An 18079-nucleotide genomic window follows, 5' to 3' on the forward strand; every position below is an offset into this window, starting at 1 on the left:
CACATGGATACCTTGAGCTACCTGGGCCAGGGCTTCGGCGTCGCCCTGAGCCCGTACAACCTGGTCACCGCCCTCTCGGGCACCCTGATCGGCACCGTGGTCGGCCTGCTGCCGGGGCTGGGCCCGATCAACGGCGTGGCCCTGCTGATCCCCATCGCCTTCGCCCTTGGCCTACCACCGGAATCGGCGCTGATCCTGCTGGCGGCGGTGTACCTGGGCTGCGAATACGGCGGGCGAATCAGCTCGATCCTGCTGAACATCCCCGGCGAAGCCTCGACCGTGATGACCACCCTCGACGGCTACCCGATGGCTCGCCAGGGCCTGGCTGGCGTGGCATTGTCGCTGTCGGCATGGAGTTCGTTCATCGGCGCCTTCATCGCCACCTGCGGCATGGTGCTGTTCGCCCCGTTGCTGGCGAAATGGGCGATAGCCTTCGGCCCGGCGGAATATTTCGTGCTGATGGTGTTCGCCATTGTCTGCCTGGGCGGCATGGCCGGCGACAAGCCACTGAAAACCTTCATTGCAGCACTGATCGGCCTGTTCCTGTCGGCAGTCGGCATCGACGCCAACAGCGGCGTGTACCGCTTCACCGGTGACAGCGTGCACCTGGCCGACGGCATCCAGTTCGTGGTGCTGGTGCTGGGCCTGTTCTCGGTCAGCGAAATCCTGCTGTTGCTGGAGAAGACTCACCATGGCCACCAGGCGGTCAAGGCCACCGGGCGCATGCTGTTCAATTTCAAGGAAGCGGCATCGGTATTCGCGGTCAACATCCGCTGCGGCCTGCTTGGCTTCATCATGGGCGTGCTGCCAGGTGCCGGCGCAACCTTGGCCAGCGCCGTGGCCTACATGACCGAAAAACGCATCGCTGGTACCAAGGGCAATTTCGGCAAGGGTGACGCACGTGGCCTGGCCGCCCCGGAAACCGCCATCGGCGCTTCCTGCTGCGGCGCGCTGGTGCCGATGCTGACCCTGGGTGTGCCGGGTTCGGGCACCACCGCGGTGATGATCGGTGCGCTGACCCTGTACAACATCACCCCGGGCCCGCTGCTGTTCGAACAGCAACCGGACATCGTCTGGGGCCTGATCGCTTCGCTGTTCATCGCCAACATCATGCTGGTGATCCTGAACATCCCGATGATCCGCATCTTCACCCGCATCCTCGCCGTGCCGAACTGGGCATTGGTGCCGGTGATCGCGATCATCACCGCGATCGGGGTGTACGCCGTGCATGCCACCACATTCGACCTGTTCCTGATGGTCGGCATCGGCATCATGGGCTACATCCTGCGCAAGCTGGACTTCCCGCTGTCGCCGATCCTGCTGGGGTTCATTCTCGGTGGCCTGATGGAGCAGAACCTGCGCCGCGCGCTGTCGATTTCCAATGGTGAGCTGGGCATCCTCTGGTCGAGCCCGATCAGCATGTCGGTGTGGGTACTGACCATTTGCATGCTGACCCTGCCGCTGCTGCGCATCTGGCGCAAGCGCAGCCTGCAACGCCGGGCGATGGCCGATGCCTGATCGGTCGTTGCCGCTGTTCTGGGCGACGGGGCTGGTCGGCCTGGCGGGCGGGTATCTCGCAAGCCTGGTCGGCTGGCCTTTGCCCTGGATGGTAGGCTCGTTGCTGGCGATCATCCTGGTGCGCTGCCTGACGCCCTGGCAGCTGTCGGAAATCCCCAATGGCCGCAAATGCGGGCAATGCATCATCGGCCTGGGGATTGGCCTGCACTTCACCCCGGCGGTGATCGAACAGGTGGCCAGCCACTTTGTGCTGATCTTCTTTGCTGCGCTGTTCACTACCGTTTCCAGCGTGGTCGGTGTGTGGCTGCTGCGGCGCACCGGTGAGGACCGTGCCACGGCGTTTTTCGCCAGCATGCCTGGCGGCTCCGGGGAAATGGTCAACCTGGGCGCGCGCAACGGCGCGGTGCTCAGCCAGGTGGCTGCAGCGCAGAGCCTGCGCGTACTGGCGGTGGTGCTGTGTGTACCGGCACTGTTCAAGTTCCTGATCGGTGACGGTGTGCCGCTCAACCACACCGGCAGCGTGAACTGGGCCTGGCTGGCGTTGATCACCCCGCTGGGCGTGGCGGTCGGTTTCATCTGGCAGCGGTTGCGTCAGCCCAACCCCTGGCTGTTCGGGCCATTGCTGGTGGCGGCGACAGCTAGCCTGGCGGGCAACCTGCAGATCGCCTTGCCCAATGGCGCCAGCCAGATCGGCCAATGGCTGATCGGCAGCGGCCTGGCCTGCCACTTCAACCGCGCGTTCTTTCGCCGCGCCCCGTCATTCTTGGGCCGTACGTTGCTGGCCACGGCGTTGTGCATGCTGATTGCCGGCAGCGCGGCGTGGGGGTTGAGCGTGATGACTGCGCTGGACCTGCGCTCGCTGACGCTGGGGATGATGCCCGGCGGCATTGCCGAGATGAGCCTGACGGCGGAGACCTTGCAACTGTCGGTACCGCTGGTCACGGCGTTGCAGGTGATGCGGTTGTTGTTCGTGCTGTTTCTGGCGGAGCCGCTGTTCAGGGTGTGGAACGCTGATCAACGGCAATCGCCAAGCCGCTGATGTCAAAGGGGCGGCAACGCCCAGTTGATCGGCGCCAACCCACGCTGTTCGAGGAAGCCGTTGGTCCGACTGAAATGCCCGCAGCCGAGGAACCCACGGTACGCCGACAACGGCGACGGGTGCACCGATTTCAGTACCAGGTGCTTGGTGCCATCGATCAGCTTCTGCTTGCTCTGGGCGTGCGCGCCCCACAGCAGGAACACCACGTTCGGGCACTGCTCGCTGACCACCTGGATGATACGGTCCGTGAAGAACTCCCACCCTTTCTTGGCATGCGAAGCGGCGTTGGCGCGCTCGACGGTCATGGTCGTGTTGAGCAGCAGCACGCCCTGCTCGGCCCAGCTTTGCAGGTAACCATGGCCGGCGATCGGGATGTTCAGGTCGCGCTGCAGTTCCTTGTAGATATTCACCAGCGACGGCGGCGTCGGTACCCCAGGCTGTACCGAGAAGCACAGGCCGTGGGCCTGGCCCGGGCCGTGATAGGGGTCCTGGCCGAGGATCACCACCTTCACCTGCTGCAGCGGGGTGGAGTTGAGCGCATTGAAAATCAGCGGCCCCGGGGGATAGATCTCCTTGCCGGCGGCGTGCTCCTGGCGCAGGAATTCACGCAGCTGGTGCATGTAGGGCTGGTCGAACTCGGCACGCAGTGCGTCTTTCCAGCTGGGTTCGAGTTTGATGCGATCGTCGTCAGTCATGGGGCCATCCGTAAACAATGGCGCGACACTAGGTAAGCCATCCCCCCTTGTCAATCGGTCCGACCGACGACCGGCGTGATCGGCCAGGCAGGCCATACTAGGGTGATGACTTGAGCGAGGTAGTCCATGGCCATTCACTGCGAGGTACTCACCGGCGCCCACGGCGCCCGAATCGGCATCGCCACCTTGGATGCACCCAAGGCGCTCAATGCCCTGAACCTGCCGATGATCGAAGTGCTTGGCGAACAGCTGCACGCGTGGGCCCACGACCCGGGCGTGGTGTGTGTGATACTGCGCGGCAATGGCGCCAAGGCGTTCTGCGCCGGCGGCGACGTGCGCGCGCTGGCCCAGGCCTGCCGCGATCACCCCGGCAGCGTGCCACCGCTGGCGGCCACGTTCTTCGCCGCCGAATACCGCCTTGACTACCTCATCCACACCTATCCCAAGCCGCTGCTGTGCTGGGGCCATGGCCATGTGCTGGGGGGTGGCATGGGGCTGTTGCAGGGTGCTGGGGTGCGGATTGTCACCCCCAGCAGCCGGCTGGCGATGCCAGAGATCAGCATCGGCCTGTACCCCGACGTTGGCGCCAGCTGGTTCCTCGCCCGCCTGCCGGGCAAGTTGGGGCTGTTCCTGGGGCTGACCGGCGCCCCCATCAATGCCCGCGACGCGCTGGACCTGGGCCTGGCCGACCGTTTTTTTGGCGAGCACCAGCAAGAAGGCCTGATTGACGAGTTGCTGCAGATGAACTGGCAGGAGCAGACCGAGTTGCAGCTCAACAGCCTGCTTAGGGCAGAGCAGCACCGCGCCTTCGCCGAGTTGCCCCAGGCGCAATGGCTACCGCGGCGCCAAGCGATCGACGCACTGCTCGACGTTGCGGACCCGGCGGCCGCTTGGCGTGCACTGGAGGGGCTGAAGCACCATATCGACCCGCTGTTGGCCGAGGCAGGCCAGCGTCTGCATGAGGGCTGCCCGCTGACGGCACACCTGGTCTGGGAGCAGATCCGCCGGGCGCGACACCTGTCCCTAGCCCAGGTGTTCCAGATGGAATACGGCATGAGCCTCAATTGCTGCCGTCATCCCGAATTCAGCGAAGGCGTGCGCGCCCGCTTGCTGGACAAGGACAACCAACCGCGCTGGCACTGGCCAGATGTAGCGCAGGTGCCGGCGGCGGTGGTGGATGCACATTTCGTGAAGGTGTGGGAGGGACGCCACCCCTTGGCCGATCTGACTTGAGGGGCCGCTTTGCGCCCCCTTCAACCCTTACCGTTGCCAGTTTCGATCACCGCCGCGCCCGCCATCAGGTCGGCGGTCACGGTCACCGCGGCCATTGGAATGCCAGCGATCGTTCTGGTACCGCCGGCTGTCGTTGCGGTAATCATGGCGGTCGCGATCGCGCCCGTAGTCATAGCGCTGGCGATTGCCGTAGTCGTACCGTGGGTTGCCATGCCACTGGTTCACCCTCGGCTGCGGATGCCCGCGGTATTGCGGTACCGGCGCCGGGCGGTAATAACGCGGTGCGGGCTGGTAGTAGTAACGCGGCTGAGGCGCTACATAATAGCGGTCATGGCGGTAGTAACCCGGCGAGACATAGCGATCGGTGGTGTAGTAATCCGAACGGTAGTAACTGCCACCTTCGTAATACGGTACGCAGGCGGTTGTCATCAGACCCAACAGGGCGATCAACAGGATTCGATAGGACATGGCGGCCTCCTGGACCGCTGGGGTGCCCGCTCAGCGGCGCTGGCGAGCGTCGACGGCAATGGCGTTCATCGACAATGAATAAGACATTGCCGCCATCGTGCAGTGCCATTTCAGCAACAATTTGAAACAGCTCGAATACCCCTAAAAAACCTGCAGTCTTTTTCCGGTCATATCACTAGAATGAGCGCCTCGGCACACATCACGGGACGATCATGCCTTCACGCTCCGCCGTCTTTTCGCAGCGCTCGTTGATCATCACCCTGCTGATGCTGCTGGCCTGCGGCTTTCTCGCCACCTCGCTGCTCAGCTACTTCGCCTCGCGTAGCGCGATCCGCGATGGCATCGTCAATACCGAGCTGCCGCTGACTTCCGACACGGTCTATTCGGAAATCCAGAAAGACCTCATCCGCCCCGTGCTCATCGCCTCGATGATGGCCCAGGACACCTTCCTGCGTGACTGGGTGCTCGCCGGTGAACAGGACACCCAGCGCATCACCCGCTTCCTGGGTGAGGTGATGGGTAAACAGGACACCTTCACCTCGTTCTTCGTTTCCGACCGCAGCCTTACCTACTACCAGGCCAAGGGCGTGCTCAAGCATGTCGAACCTGGCACCTGGCGTGACGCCTGGTATTTCCGCCTGCGCGAACTCAAGGTGCCGTACGAAATCAACGTCGACCTGGACATGGCCAACCAGGACAGCCTCACGGTGTTCATCAACTACCAAGTGCTGGATTACCAGCAGCGGTTCATTGGCGCTGCCGGGGTAGGCCTGAGCGTGGACGCGGTGGTCAAGCTGATCGACACCTACCAGCGGCGTTACCAGCGCTCGGTCTTCTTCACCGATGCCCAGGGCAAGGTCCTGTTGACCGGCTCCGACGGCGGCCCGCACGGCTTGCGGGTTGGCCAGCCACTGCGCGACAACCCCGAGCTGGACGAATGGCTGGGGCTGCACCCGGTACCCGCCGAAGGTAGCCACGAATACAAGGACAGCGACGGCCACAGCCATTTCCTCAATGTGCGGCACCTGCCCGAACTGGACTGGTACCTGCTGGTGGACAAGCGCGAAACTGGCGCCCTCGACCGCGCTCGCCACTCGCTGTACCTGAACCTGGCCATCTGCGCGATGATCACCCTGGTGGTGCTGTCGCTGCTGCATGCGATGCTCAAGCGCCATCAAGCCAGCATCGAGGCTCTGGCTACCCTCGACAGCCTCACCGGCCTGCCCAACCGGCGCAGCTTCGACCTGCTGGCTGCGCAGGCGCTGCAGGAAGCCCAACGCGACGGTGCCCCGCTGGTGGCGTTGCTGATCGACCTCGACCACTTCAAGGCGCTCAACGATACCCACGGCCACCTGGCCGGCGACGAAGTGCTGCGCCAGTTCGCCAACGTGCTGCAGAGCAGCCTGCGCCAGTCGGATATACTGTGCCGCTGGGGCGGCGAGGAATTCATCGTGCTGTTGCGTGAGACCGAAGGTCGCCAAGCCATCGACGTGGCAGAAAAAATCCGTCGGCGCACCGAACAACTGACCTTCAGCTACGACGAGCAACCGCTGCGCCTGACCACTAGCATCGGCCTCAGTGGCTTGCAGCCAGGCGACACGCTGCATGCCCTGCTGACCCGCGCCGACCGCGCGCTCTATCGTGCCAAACTGGCCGGCCGCAACCGCGTCTGCAGTGAAACACCCGGATTGATCTATGAATGACAACCAGCGCTGCCCCGCCTGCGGCGCCCTCAACCAGTGCACCCTGGCCGACCCACGTACCGCCGCCGAGGCTTGCTGGTGCTTTGCCGTGGCAATCGACCCGGCGGTGCTGCAGGCACTGCCAGCGGAACTGCGTGACCAGTCCTGCCTGTGCCCGCGCTGCGCAGCAGGCGCCAGCCTGCCCGCGAACGCTCCCACCCCGATCGACAGTGAAAAGCGCTAGACTGCGCGCCCCCTTACCTACCTTTTGCCCCATGCGCCTCGACCGCTTCCTCGCCAACCTGCCCTGTTACAACCGCCAGCAAGTGCGCCTGCTGCTGGTGCAGCGCCGCGTGCGCGTGGATGGCCAGGCGGTGGCCGACCCGCGCACCGAAGTGCGTGAATTCAGCCGTATCGAAGTGGATGATCAACTGCTCCAGGCTGGCCGTCCGGCGCGCTACCTGATGCTGCACAAACCGGCTGGCTGCGTCAGCGCCACCCAAGACCCTCAGCACCGCACCGTGCTTGACCTGCTGCCCGCCGAACTGCGCGACGATCTGCACATCGCCGGAAGGCTGGACTACAACACCACCGGCCTGATGATCCTGACCAACGACGGCCAATGGTCGCGCCGCCTTACGCAGCCAGCGACCAAATTGCCCAAGCACTATCTGGTGCAAACCGAAGACGAGATCGGCGGGCATTACGTCGACAAATTTCGCGCAGGTTTCTACTTCGCCTTCGAGGACCTGACCACCCTGCCCGCGCAGCTGGACATCCTCGGCCCGCGCACGGCCAGGCTGGCGATCGTCGAAGGGCGCTACCACCAGGTCAAGCGCATGTTCGGCCATTTCGACAATAAAGTGGTGGGTTTGCATCGGGAAAGCATGGGCTCGATACGCCTCGACCCAGGCTTGGCGTCAGGGGAGTTCCGGGCGCTGACGGCCGAAGAAATCGCTGCGGTCTAGAGCGCTTCAGGTACTGTGCAAAGGCCACACGACCGCCCAGCGGCAAAAGTCACAATTTCCTCCAAGCGGCACTTGCGCGATCCCCGACCCACTGCTTGACTCCTAACTTGTCGGTCTGCACGTGACTCACGAGTCACAAACGTGGACCAAGACACCTTTTTGCCGGCTACCCAAGGCCTAGATGCCCTGGGGCACGGCAAATTGCCCGCCAAAAACAATACCGTCGACACGTGTGCCAAGGATCGACACAGGGCCCCGGTAAGTTTCCTACAGGCAAATGCCTACCTGTCATATAGAACGTGCACCCTAGGTGACGCGAATACCCTTTTTGCGCCAGGAGTCGATGACATGAGGCCAGAAATCGCTGTACTTGATATCCAAGGTCAGTATCGGGTTTACACGGAGTTCCATCGCGCCGATGCCGCCGAGAAGACGATCATCCTGATCAATGGCTCGCTGGCTACCACGGCCTCGTTCGCCCAGACGGTGCGTAACCTGCACCCGCAATTCAACGTCGTGCTGTACGACCAGCCCTACTCGGGCAAGTCCAAGCCGCACAACCGCCAGGAACGCCTGATCAGCAAGGAAGACGAGGCGCATATCCTGCTGGAGTTGATCGAGCACTTCCAGGCCGACCACGTGATGTCGTTCTCCTGGGGCGGTGCCTGCACCCTGCTGGCGCTTGCGCACCAGCCGCGATTGGTGAAAAAGGCCGTGGTCAGTTCGTTCTCGCCGGTGATCAACGAGCCGATGCGCGACTACCTCGACCGTGGGTGCCAGTACCTGGCCGCCTGCGATCGCTACCAGGTCGGCAACCTGGTCAACGACACCATCGGCAAGCACCTGCCGTCGCTGTTCAAGCGTTTCAACTATCGGCATGTCAGCAGCCTTGACAGCCACGAGTACGCGCAGATGCACTTCCACATCAACCAGGTGCTGCAGCATGACCTGGACCGGGCGCTGAAAGGTGCGCGCAACATCGATATCCCGGTGCTGTTCATCAACGGCGACCGCGACGAGTACACTACCGCCGAAGACGCTCGGCAGTTCGGCAACCATGTCGGCAAGAGCCACTTCACGGTGATCCGCGACGCCGGCCACTTCCTCGACATGGAAAACAAGACGGCCTGTGAGGCCACTCGCAGCGCCTTGCTCGGCTTCCTCAAGCCGACTGTACGCGAGCCGCGGGCACGTAACCCGTATAGCAACAGCCAAGGGCAGCATGCATGGGCGATCTGAGGGCATCGGCGTCCTGTAGCCACACCCGCAGGCTTCGGGCGCCGACAATTTTTTAGGCCTGGTTTATAACTAGGGCTTCTAATTCGAGGAGGGTTCTGGTAAAAAGTCGATCGCAGACGCGGGTATAGTTTAGTGGCAAAACGAAAGCTTCCCAAGCTTTAGTTGAGGGTTCTTACTGGACAACCGCTTTTGTGAGCGAGCTTTACTAGCAAGACATGCGGGTATAGTTGAATGGTACAACTATTGCTTCCCAAGCAATCGGTGAGGGTTCGATTCCCTCTACCCGCTCCACATTCCGTGATCTAGGGTACGTTCGGGCTTTCTGCCTCGTGCCCTGAATCCCTCGAAAGCCCTCCTACCCCCAACCACAAATCCCGAAACGACCTCACTCACAAACGTGATGACTCGTTACCCATGCCCATTCGATACCGCACAACGCTACGAGCCGCAGCCTGAAGCTCTGAGTTAGCTCAACCTGCAGGTAGCGATAAGCCCAGCTCCCCCCATGAGAAGTCGACTTTCCAGACAATTGGAAGGTGTTGAATCGAAAAGGCCCGCCAGAAATTGCTTAAGGCCAGTTGAACTCTGCGCTGATGACCCGAAAGCCGATTGACATTCCGCCGCCCCTCCCGTGGGACACGCACTTGGCCAGATCGCTACGCCCGATGATCTGCAAGCCGAAAATTCCTGCCTCCGCCAGGAAGGCGCTGGCACTACGAGCAAGACGTCACCCACAAAGCCGTCAATCCACGACAGAGTTTCGCCAGTGACAATGACATAGCCGTTGTTGCAGCTGCATAGAAAGGCCTGGGCGCCATCCAGGTGCCGAGCTACTACGATCAGTAGGCGTTGGAAAGCGGCGCACCGGTCACAAGTCTTGAAGACTACCCCCACCGAAAGCTTCGAGTTCTACCTAGTCTTTCCCTCAGCGAAGTACCTGCCACAGCGTGTCAGGGCCTTGGCCTACCACCTGAAGCATCAGCTGAGCCAGCAGTCGTAGCTATAGCTAATCAGCGCCTGAATGAGAGTCAGCTGGATCATCTGAGTGAACGTTGAGAACCGATGGAAAATGCTACCAAGCGCCGATTTTTGACGGTTTCATTGTGGTAGTGCCGTAGCCAGAAGTATTTTCTGAGAATTCCCCGATTGACCCTCCTGAGGTCTTTATCGGCATAATTCTCACGGTAAGCAGCCCAATATTCCCGAATTGACTCGACAACGAAGATTTGCTGAGCCTTGAGGTATTGTGCGCATTGCATACGCGTCGCCAGGACAGATGGGCGGGTCGCAGGGTGAAACATCGCCCTGCTAACAGCGGGTGACCTTAGATCTTGACCTGCCAGCATCAAATCAAGTGAATTCACCCAGGTGATACCGTTTTCCGTCACCAAGAACTCTGAATCACCATACATTCGGCTGAAGAGCTGCCGAACTCTACCCATTAGCGCCTCGTTTTGGACTACATCGTCTGCCAAGGCAACGCGAGCAAACTTAGCCCTGCCTTCAGTCTCACTCGCGGCGCTAAGGCCTGCGCCCACAGCAAAGCTGTCGCGAATGTCGCAAAATTGAGTAGAGATGCCGCCTCGGAAGGTAACTTTTTGTTCCAGCAGAGATTTGTGCATCAGCATGCACAACCGAAAGATGAGTAGCATCAGGGCGTTGGCAGAGTGCGTTAGCACCTGATCAGCATCCGTCTCTTCCTCCATTTCTTTCGGCTTGAACGTCACGACCACCGAGTCAGAGATGCAGGTACTTTTGACGTCATACCAATCGTAAGGGTTGTGTCCGCCAGTCTTCTTGTACCCCTCAGCGAGCACCTGTTCATGACCAGTCAAAACATCCCGATTGCTGATCATAAACTCCAATAGGTCTTGCGCCTGCTGGTCGGTGGTGACCACCGTGTTTAGCTTCTTGAAGCCCAGCATGTCGATAAACACTGTCCACTGCACTGCTTTCATTGCGTCGAAATCGCTTCTCAGAGAGGGTTGGTCAAGGTGGCTGGTCAGGATGGTACGTGAAATACCAGCACGGTGATGATCAGCTCACGATTCGAGTCACCCGGCTGGTGGAAGACATAGCGGAAGCCACTTTCGTGCCGGTAAGCCTCCTTGCGCTTGAAGTTCGCATGCGCCTGGGCAGTAGCCTCGATGCCAGCCAGCACCTTGCTGGTATCAACTCCCTTGTTGAACACCAAAATAGCCGTCTTGCTATCCCGCCAGGTCGTGTAGCCGAGCAACTGGTCGATGGCCTCCCCGAAGGCCTTGGGCCCCTTCCAGAACTTGCATTCGGCAATGAAAACGTTGCGTTCACCCTCGCGGAGCAGGATGTCGGTCTTCCCGCTCATGTTGAAGGTCTCGCCTGAGGCTTTGCCTTCAAACTGAGCGTTGAGCTGAACCAGGAAATGTTGCCGTAGCGCCTCTTCGTCCATGGACTTGAAGGCAGCTGGACTGCGCTCCATGACCAACGCCATGTCCTGCAGGATTTTCAGCGCGTGTTCGTACTGATCCATCGCCCAGGTAGGTTCCGGCTCGAAGGGCTTGGAAGTAGCCGGTGGCAGCGTGGGGGACGCCTTCCGGCGAGCAGTGGGTACGGCATAGGTCTTCGGTGCATCCGAGCGCTGTCGAACAGGGATACCCAGGGCTGCGGTGCGCTGCGACTTGGCCAGCAAGCGCTCCCTGCGATCATTCACCACCTGTGCGGCCAGCTGATGGAGGGACGCATTGTGGGCGTTGATCTGACTTCCCTGCCACTCCAGATACTGCTCGATATTCGCCAGCACTCGGTCGACCTCCGAACGCACCTCACGAGGAGAGTCCGAGGGGTACTGGAATTCAAGAATCAGCTCACCACCAGCCACCTTGCCGCGCGGCGGGTTGGTCGACCATTGGTTCGACTGGGAGAAGAAGAAAAGCTCATTGCCATCGAACGGTACATGAACCGTCACTCGCTCCCCAGGCACGAGCGCAGGTCGGCTCATGTCACGGATGAATCGGCTGGAATCACCCCGGACATCGATCTGGACTTCTTCGGTCTCGACGTACCACTCTTCTCGTCGTAGCGTGATCGGCTCGACCGTGGCGATTTGCATCAAGTAGGCGATCAGATCCTCAGGCGCAGTGTTGAGCAGGCGATTCGCATCCAGCCGCTCTACCTCGGTGGGAATTTTCCCCCGCTTCTCCTGAAGCAGGTAATCGAGGTTATTGCTTGAAAACAGGTAACCGTCAGCCTTTGGCGAAATGAACATCCTGGACACCTCGAAGAAGAGCGAGCCCGGATAATACTGGTTTTTTGCCCAGTAAAACCAATCATCAGGCGAAGGAAGGCCCCTCGGACTGAACTATGGGAATTTGCCCTGATGAGCAACTCGAACGCGACCAGGATGAAAGAGGTCGAGTCGACGAACCACACAGCTAAGTAACCACCCATAGTCCGCTCCGCTCAGATGAAGTCATCTGCGGCGTCATCGAAGGTAAGAGTCAAAATATAAATTAATTATTAAAAATCAATAGTAATTATCTATTGAAAAAAATATAAAAAGACCAAGAAAAGATCTATACCTATATCCATAGCACGGACTCTACAAGGAGTCAATATATGGATAAGTCGACTTTACCTGCTCACGTCCAACCGACAAGAGACGTACAGAATTCAGCCGATTGGAGCGCCCAAAAGCTCCCCCTAAAAGGCAATTTGAAAAATGTTCGCCTCGTGCGCACTGACCCGCCGCGTCTCTATGAAACGGCAACCGGGCAACCAGTACCCTCATTCAACGCATACTCCCGAGGCATCCATCGACAGCTGGGTACGAAACGATCACGTGCGGGCATTGAGCAATACACCTATCGCAATGCAGGCTTCATAGACTACCTGTACGAGTCCAGAGCCCTCGGCGCGGGCCAGATCGATCCGGAAGCCCTCAACGAAACGATCAACTCCTACTTCATCTTTTTGACCCAGGGGGTTAACAGCACCGACTTCGTGATCAGGACGGTGGCAAAACGGCTGGGACGGAAGCCAATCAGTATCGTCTCGGGCCTAGCCTATAAAGCAGCTGCCAACGATTTTCTGCGGCTTCACGCAGCTCTTCTGAGGGACTCCTTGGCCATGGCCAGCTTCCTCAACCCTGGAACCGTGATTGAGGCGCCTAACGAACTCGATGCTTTGGCAGATCGTCGTCGGAGCAAAACCGAGGTCGAACAGATGCGTTCGAAGCTCATGGAGTTCAAGGAAAAACCTGCTGAGGTCTATCAGACCGCGCCGGGAGGCCTAGAGGGCGGAAAGGCTCCCAAAAGCAAGCCCCCAAAAGAGTTTCCATCACGTCGAATTTTGAGGCTGATAGAGAACCTACCGCCCCTAGAGAAGGTAGTTGCCCTACTCCAAGCTGGCGGTGGCCTTCGGCAGTCCGAAGCCTGGGCCATGCAGAACGATGAGATCAACGTGAAGGAACGTTCCCTTCGCATAGAAGACCCTAACCACTTGCGCGACCCGTCCGCTAAAGACTTACCCTTCAAAGGACGAACGACCGCCAGAATCTACATGTTCGAACCCTTTGAAACCCTCTTCTATGATGCACTGGCTGAATATAAGGCGATACGCCCCACCTCAGATAGCGAGTTCCTTTTCGTATCAGACAATCCCGACAGCTATGGTGAGGCGTTAGTTGACGCTATCAAACCGAACTCGCTTAACCGCAGGCTTAATCGAGCGCTCGCCAAAGCTCAACAAGAGGCCGGCTTCACTGAATGCACAGACACCAAGGTTTACACTTCCCATAGCCTTCGTCACTTCTACGGCTATTGGGCCAGGAATTTTGTTTACATCCCTGGGCGCCGTACAGTTGGGTTAACCCTGGGTGAAATTCAAGTGCTGATGGGGCACGCAAAAATCACATCCACCATTATTTACGCCAAGCTCGACCAAGAGGTGCTCATGGCCGAAATTCACGCCTCGCAGCAGATGGCGGCAATCTGGAATAAAACCGGTAGCATCGATAGTCTGCGTGCGGCTGCATATGAAAGTCTCGCCCAAGACCTGCGTGAGCGCTTGGCAGCATGATAAACGTATCGACGGAAATTCAGTTAATCGCGCCCGAGAGGTTGCACGCTGCGTCAAATATTATTCTCAGCAAAATGACTGAGCCATTGACGTCCAAGCAGGTGAACCTAAACGAATTCTCAAGCGACAGGCAGTATCACAAGCGTCACGCCATCGTAAAATTCTGTCGTTTGAGATCCACTCGCCGGATGTCCGAGAGCGATCTGAACACTATTTTCAAAATTACTCTACTGGACGGAGATGCTGGCCCTGCAGGATCAACGCTGTACCATCGACTGACGGGCCAGCCTCCCGACCGACCCGAAGATGTGACGGGACTGGCAGTTCCATTCAAGGCTTGGCTCTGTCTTCTCTGGGCAGAGAAAATAGTGACTTTGCCATTCACATTTGAGTTGAGCTCCGTTTGGAAAAAGAATCCAGAGCTTGAAAAGTACACCTATGGATTTATTTTCGAGGTAGCGAGGGGCTCAAACAACATTGAAAGAGCCTCCAGAAGCTGGCAGTACCGAACTTCATGGCAATCTAAGGAGGATGTCAATTTTGACGAAATCTGGGCAGCCATACCTGAGATAGTTAGTCTAAAGCTGGATAAGGGAAATAGAAATTTCTCTTTAATACCCTGGCTAAAGAAATTCTCGGCTACGTTCAGCGAAATTATTTCTCCCGAGCAATGCTTCTACCTTGAACGATATCAAATGTACCTGATATCCAAGCGTGCTCACAACGAGGATATTACTCAAAACATTAAAAGCTATGAGAACTACATAAAATATTACGTAATGACACCTGAAGAAGCGCAGAACATCCCCACACACGATCGGAAACTTCGCCGTTTCAAAATCAGAAACATCAACAAACAGTATGCTCGCTCCCCTCCAAAAACCAAGCTTAAAAGAAAAGATCGAACAATTATAGAAAGACAGAAGGCTCGAATAGAAAAGGCACAGCGCATTGCAGAAGAAAGCGAGGCCTTGTATAACGAGCTTCATTCTTCGATAGCCGCCGAGGACTACCTTCTTTTACTAACTCTACCTCCGCGAAAACCCGACTTCAATTGGGTGACGAACGATTTTTACCCAGGGCGAGCGCACATCGAGATCGAAAAGACCTATAGCCAGTGGTTAACAATGGCAGGCATATTTGTTGCCAAAGCTAACAAATCTAATAACTCCCGAGGCCATATCGACAGCCAGATCAATCACATCAAATTCTTATTTGACTACATCTTCTTTTACCTCCCTGTATGGAAAGAACTGCATCCGAACTCAACAGTTCGATTACCGGAAACCATCATCGACTTCGAGCGAATAGTGTTTTGGTGCGACGACCTCATTGACCATGAGACTGTACAATCGATTTATCGAGACCATGACATTTCTGGCAACATTGAAATGCCTCTGACCGCACTAAAACTTCGGACATTGATGTTTACAGAGAAATCTACCAAGCCCTTTGTTAATTCAGTGCATCTCTTCTTTGAACTGGTCAGAACCTATGGCGCACCTCATGGTTTCGTAGATGGTGGGTATGCCAACCCCGTCAACCGCTCCATGGATTCGACTGGAAGTGGTGGACGATCCAAGTCGGACAAGAAGCCGTTCCCTCGGGACATTTCAATCATCGCAAAATCCTACATGAGCGCGCTCGATTCCATTGGTATCAATATCAGGAACGCGATATTAGATGGCCGCCTTGACCGTGAAACCGTTGCAGAAATCAAATCCAGCGACTGGATTGACCTCACAAAAATCAACCTCAACACCACCGTAATTATACGCAGCTCGAAACGTCCGCTGGAAACCTTTGAGATACCCATTACTACCATACCCAACATCTACAATTGGTGGCATGGCGATTACCACTCAACTAACGCAGCCACCATTGTAACGACATACATTCCCTGGCTTTCAACACTCAGGATGCTGGCTATTGGCCTATTCGCTGGCCAAAGAATTCAAAGTGGCCAGTGGCTGGATCTTAGAACGTTCGACAGTCTTTATCACGAAAAATATGTAGATGCTTTCAATCTCTGCAATCTGCATGTCAACACAAACAAGTCCGGGAAATCTGGGGATGTTGTGATTGATGGCGATGTAATGAAAAGCCTTATTGACGAGCGGCATTTTCAGACGCAGATTTACACTAAAGCCCCCGGCCTTGTTTATTACGAGAACGACCCAAGGGATCCCAATAAATACGGCAAAATTTGCCCACTATTCAGAAGCCCTTGGAAAGACAACGATCTTCCTTTTTCGGATGGGACATACTCAGACGAATGGATACATTTTTGCCGTGGACTAGAGCAAGTCTATAACTCCATTGTGAGCCCCGACTCCTATCACAGTTTCATTACCATAAGTGCTTCCGGCAACGAACTAGCGGTGCATGTCCCCCATTCTCTTCGCGTGGCGTGGATCTCTCACATGCGGTTGTATGGGCACCTCGATGTCACCTACACCGCCCAACAGGCAGGCCATAGGATCAACGATAAGATTGCTGTGTCGACTGACCACTATACCGTAGTTACGCCCGAAGACATGTTGGAGAACATCGGTCGTGCTAATAGCTTGGTCACAGATAGTGCCTATGAAGCGCTGATGGGAAAAATTCCACAGCCGAGTTCACCGAACAGCGCCATCGTGAAAGGGTGGAACGAGAATAAAGCGCAGCTCGTCCAAGATCAAAAACTCAGAAGCCAACAGTTCTATCTTATCGATAGTCAAGAATCAGGCATAGACTTGATCGCTACTACCAAGGCCCTGCCGGGATTTTACACCCATTGTATCTGCATGCGTGATGGGGACTGCCCTCCGAAGCTTGTGGAATTCACAGGACGTTCGAGAGTTTGTAGCCTTTGCGATGCAGCAGTATGGGGCGTTGATCATTTGCCAGGCATGAACGTAAAGATGCGACAGGCTCAAATCAAAGGTCTTCATCTCGTGGATAAAATCAGTCAGCTGGCTGACGCAGACATTTCACAAGCAGAGATGGCGCCATACCACCAGAAACTGACAATCGTTCGCTACGAACTCGCATCATATAAACATCTGGCCGATCAACTTAATGAGGTATTGGATTCGGACAGTAAAAATCCGGGATATATTTCCCGCTACCGTGACCTTGTTGGTGCTAAGCGACATGCTGTAGACATGTCAAACCCTCTCCACCGGGTTATTGCGGGAATTCTTGATTCTGAAGCCTACCCACACCTGACCTCAGCCAACTACCCCTACATGGTTGAGCGGCTAGCCAAGAACCCAGACCTACTCAAGTTGGAGCTCAGCGATCCTACGACCAAGCAGCTTATAGCCCGCCAGATAGCCACCATTCTCAAAAGCACAGATCTTACTTTTGACGAGGCGATTGCATATGTGTCAAATCCTAGCCTGCCACTGGAGCGTGAAGAAATTGAATAATTATCGCCCGAGCAAACTGGCGACTCAAAGCAAAGAAAAGCATGACTGGAAGCAAGAACAACTTAACAAAACATTAACAAAAACCAAGACCACTCTAGAATCACTGATTAAAAAAAATGTGCCACCCTACGAAAATTTTTCAAAACTGGCCAGAGACGTGGCCCTAATTGTCGGAGTAGATCCATCACTTTACAGAAAGACAGGCACACCTCAAAAAAAACTTTTTGATAGCTTCGCAGTGAAACTCTGCACAAAAATCCCCCGATCAGTTGCAGAAGCCTTAATCCCAGAGGAAACGCTGCAGATTCAGCTGAGTGAAGCAAGGCATCGTATCCATGTTCTAGAAAACATATTGGCCGACCTTACAACCAGATCAAAGCCCAAACCAACCCTTATTAAAACTGACAGTTTCCTGCATGCATTTGAAACAACCTGTCAACTAATTGAAATCATATTGAAAGAGGAGCAGTATCTATACTTCGAAAAAGGCCGCCTGATGACACGCGCAACAATGACAGGAGTTTCCGCCCCGCTCTCTGATGCGAAAACTTGCAAACCTTTCTTGGACTGGCGCCATGCAAAAAACACTAATCCTGGATCGCTTAGCACAGCTGAACTTGAAGAATCGCTTCGCTCTTCTATTGAAAGAGGAACTAGCGAAACTGATTGAGTCAGAGGCCTTTATTCCCATGAGGAAAGGCAGTATTGATCTTACCTGGTTGGCAGCCAAAATTGGGGCCACTCGACAAATATTTTATCCGGGCCG

14 protein-coding genes and 1 tRNA gene are annotated in these 18079 nt (G+C 56.8%); 11 read left to right on the forward strand and 4 right to left on the reverse strand.

Going from position 1 to position 18079, the window contains the following annotated elements; translation table 11 throughout:
* The first annotated feature begins 3 nt into the window (after positions 1 to 3).
* Together ACIPIJ_RS20815 and ACIPIJ_RS20820 are read left to right on the forward strand one after the other, a co-directional pair.
* Positions 4 to 1518 carry a tripartite tricarboxylate transporter permease gene (locus tag ACIPIJ_RS20815; RefSeq protein WP_401080067.1) on the forward strand — a complete coding sequence of 505 codons (1515 nt, stop codon included), beginning with the start codon at positions 4 to 6 and terminating at the stop codon, positions 1516 to 1518.
* Positions 1511 to 2557 (forward strand): AbrB family transcriptional regulator, encoded by a 1047-nt coding sequence (locus tag ACIPIJ_RS20820; protein ID WP_401080068.1) that lies wholly within the window; start codon positions 1511 to 1513, stop codon positions 2555 to 2557. Before ACIPIJ_RS20815 ends, ACIPIJ_RS20820 begins: the two co-directional genes overlap by 8 nt.
* Positions 2558 to 2559: 2 nt before the next feature.
* Here ACIPIJ_RS20820 and ung read toward each other — a convergent pair whose 3' ends face one another.
* A complete protein-coding gene (ung, locus tag ACIPIJ_RS20825; RefSeq protein WP_401080070.1) occupies positions 2560 to 3252 on the reverse strand; it encodes a uracil-DNA glycosylase in 693 nt (230 codons plus the stop codon).
* A gap of 126 nt (positions 3253 to 3378) precedes the next feature.
* Between ung and ACIPIJ_RS20830 the strand changes: the two genes are divergently transcribed.
* Positions 3379 to 4485: an enoyl-CoA hydratase/isomerase family protein gene (locus tag ACIPIJ_RS20830; protein WP_401080071.1), complete on the forward strand. Its 1107-nt coding sequence runs from the start codon at positions 3379 to 3381 to the stop codon at positions 4483 to 4485.
* Between the two features lie 27 nt (positions 4486 to 4512).
* On the opposite strand, the gene ACIPIJ_RS20835 is transcribed toward ACIPIJ_RS20830, so the two are convergent.
* Complete coding sequence (locus ACIPIJ_RS20835) at positions 4513 to 4953, reverse strand: hypothetical protein (protein WP_401080073.1); 441 nt, start codon at positions 4951 to 4953, stop codon at positions 4513 to 4515.
* Positions 4954 to 5165: 212 nt separating this feature from the next.
* On the opposite strand from ACIPIJ_RS20835, the gene ACIPIJ_RS20840 reads away from it, so the two are divergent.
* The 5 genes from ACIPIJ_RS20840 (at position 5166) to ACIPIJ_RS20860 (ending at position 9133) form a co-directional block, all read left to right on the forward strand.
* Entirely contained in the window at positions 5166 to 6656 is a 1491-nt protein-coding gene (locus ACIPIJ_RS20840; RefSeq protein ID WP_401080075.1) for a diguanylate cyclase, read from the forward strand.
* A complete protein-coding gene (locus tag ACIPIJ_RS20845) occupies positions 6649 to 6879 on the forward strand; it encodes a cysteine-rich CWC family protein (RefSeq protein WP_401080077.1) in 231 nt (76 codons plus the stop codon). The genes ACIPIJ_RS20840 and ACIPIJ_RS20845 overlap by 8 nt, the downstream gene beginning before the upstream one ends.
* 31 nt (positions 6880 to 6910) lie before the next feature.
* The gene (locus tag ACIPIJ_RS20850; protein WP_401080079.1) at positions 6911 to 7603 is read left to right on the forward strand and encodes a pseudouridine synthase; all 693 of its coding nucleotides are present in this window, start codon (positions 6911 to 6913) and stop codon (positions 7601 to 7603) included.
* 348 nt (positions 7604 to 7951) lie between these two features.
* A complete protein-coding gene (locus tag ACIPIJ_RS20855; RefSeq protein ID WP_401080081.1) occupies positions 7952 to 8842 on the forward strand; it encodes an alpha/beta fold hydrolase in 891 nt (296 codons plus the stop codon).
* Positions 8843 to 9059: 217 nt separating this feature from the next.
* Positions 9060 to 9133 (forward strand) — tRNA-Gly (locus ACIPIJ_RS20860).
* A 746-nt stretch (positions 9134 to 9879) separates the two neighbouring features.
* Here the strand turns inward: ACIPIJ_RS20860 and ACIPIJ_RS20865 are convergent.
* Together ACIPIJ_RS20865 and ACIPIJ_RS20870 are read right to left on the reverse strand one after the other, a co-directional pair.
* Positions 9880 to 10800, reverse strand: a complete 921-nt coding sequence (locus tag ACIPIJ_RS20865; protein ID WP_401080083.1) for a hypothetical protein — start codon at positions 10798 to 10800, stop codon at positions 9880 to 9882.
* A 44-nt stretch (positions 10801 to 10844) separates the two neighbouring features.
* On the reverse strand, positions 10845 to 12086 hold the full coding sequence (locus ACIPIJ_RS20870) for a hypothetical protein (protein WP_401080085.1): 1242 nt from the start codon (positions 12084 to 12086) through the stop codon (positions 10845 to 10847).
* 350 nt (positions 12087 to 12436) lie between these two features.
* Here ACIPIJ_RS20870 and ACIPIJ_RS20875 point away from each other — a divergent pair, with 350 nt between their 5' ends.
* The 3 genes from ACIPIJ_RS20875 to ACIPIJ_RS20885 are packed head-to-tail and all read left to right on the forward strand — an operon-like array spanning position 12437 to position 17983.
* On the forward strand, positions 12437 to 13897 hold the full coding sequence (locus ACIPIJ_RS20875; RefSeq protein ID WP_401080086.1) for a tyrosine-type recombinase/integrase: 1461 nt from the start codon (positions 12437 to 12439) through the stop codon (positions 13895 to 13897).
* Positions 13894 to 17313, forward strand: a complete 3420-nt coding sequence (locus ACIPIJ_RS20880) for a site-specific integrase (protein ID WP_401080088.1) — start codon at positions 13894 to 13896, stop codon at positions 17311 to 17313. The genes ACIPIJ_RS20875 and ACIPIJ_RS20880 overlap by 4 nt, the downstream gene beginning before the upstream one ends.
* A complete protein-coding gene (locus ACIPIJ_RS20885; RefSeq protein ID WP_401080090.1) occupies positions 17306 to 17983 on the forward strand; it encodes a hypothetical protein in 678 nt (225 codons plus the stop codon). Before ACIPIJ_RS20880 ends, ACIPIJ_RS20885 begins: the two co-directional genes overlap by 8 nt.
* Positions 17984 to 18079 lie beyond the last annotated feature (96 nt).

It is taken from the genome of Pseudomonas sp. NPDC087185 (assembly GCF_044744955.1).
Lineage (GTDB): Bacteria > Pseudomonadota > Gammaproteobacteria > Pseudomonadales > Pseudomonadaceae > Aquipseudomonas.

Excerpts from the sequence above, each read along its gene's own strand:
- ACIPIJ_RS20830 (WP_401080071.1), top strand. The coding sequence starts at position 3,379 with ATGGCCATTCACTGCGAGGTACTCACCGGCGCCCACGGCGCCCGAATC.
- ACIPIJ_RS20880 (WP_401080088.1), top strand. The coding sequence starts at position 13,894 with ATGATAAACGTATCGACGGAAATTCAGTTAATCGCGCCCGAGAGGTTG.
- ACIPIJ_RS20875 (WP_401080086.1), top strand. The coding sequence starts at position 12,437 with ATGGATAAGTCGACTTTACCTGCTCACGTCCAACCGACAAGAGACGTA.
- ACIPIJ_RS20845 (WP_401080077.1), top strand. The coding sequence starts at position 6,649 with ATGAATGACAACCAGCGCTGCCCCGCCTGCGGCGCCCTCAACCAGTGC.
- ACIPIJ_RS20815 (WP_401080067.1), top strand. The coding sequence starts at position 4 with ATGGATACCTTGAGCTACCTGGGCCAGGGCTTCGGCGTCGCCCTGAGC.
- ACIPIJ_RS20865 (WP_401080083.1), bottom strand. The coding sequence starts at position 10,800 with ATGAAAGCAGTGCAGTGGACAGTGTTTATCGACATGCTGGGCTTCAAG.
- ACIPIJ_RS20855 (WP_401080081.1), top strand. The coding sequence starts at position 7,952 with ATGAGGCCAGAAATCGCTGTACTTGATATCCAAGGTCAGTATCGGGTT.
- ACIPIJ_RS20840 (WP_401080075.1), top strand. The coding sequence starts at position 5,166 with ATGCCTTCACGCTCCGCCGTCTTTTCGCAGCGCTCGTTGATCATCACC.
- ACIPIJ_RS20820 (WP_401080068.1), top strand. The coding sequence starts at position 1,511 with ATGCCTGATCGGTCGTTGCCGCTGTTCTGGGCGACGGGGCTGGTCGGC.
- ACIPIJ_RS20850 (WP_401080079.1), top strand. The coding sequence starts at position 6,911 with ATGCGCCTCGACCGCTTCCTCGCCAACCTGCCCTGTTACAACCGCCAG.
- ACIPIJ_RS20835 (WP_401080073.1), bottom strand. The coding sequence starts at position 4,953 with ATGTCCTATCGAATCCTGTTGATCGCCCTGTTGGGTCTGATGACAACC.
- ACIPIJ_RS20870 (WP_401080085.1), bottom strand. The coding sequence starts at position 12,086 with ATGTTCATTTCGCCAAAGGCTGACGGTTACCTGTTTTCAAGCAATAAC.
- ung (WP_401080070.1), bottom strand. The coding sequence starts at position 3,252 with ATGACTGACGACGATCGCATCAAACTCGAACCCAGCTGGAAAGACGCA.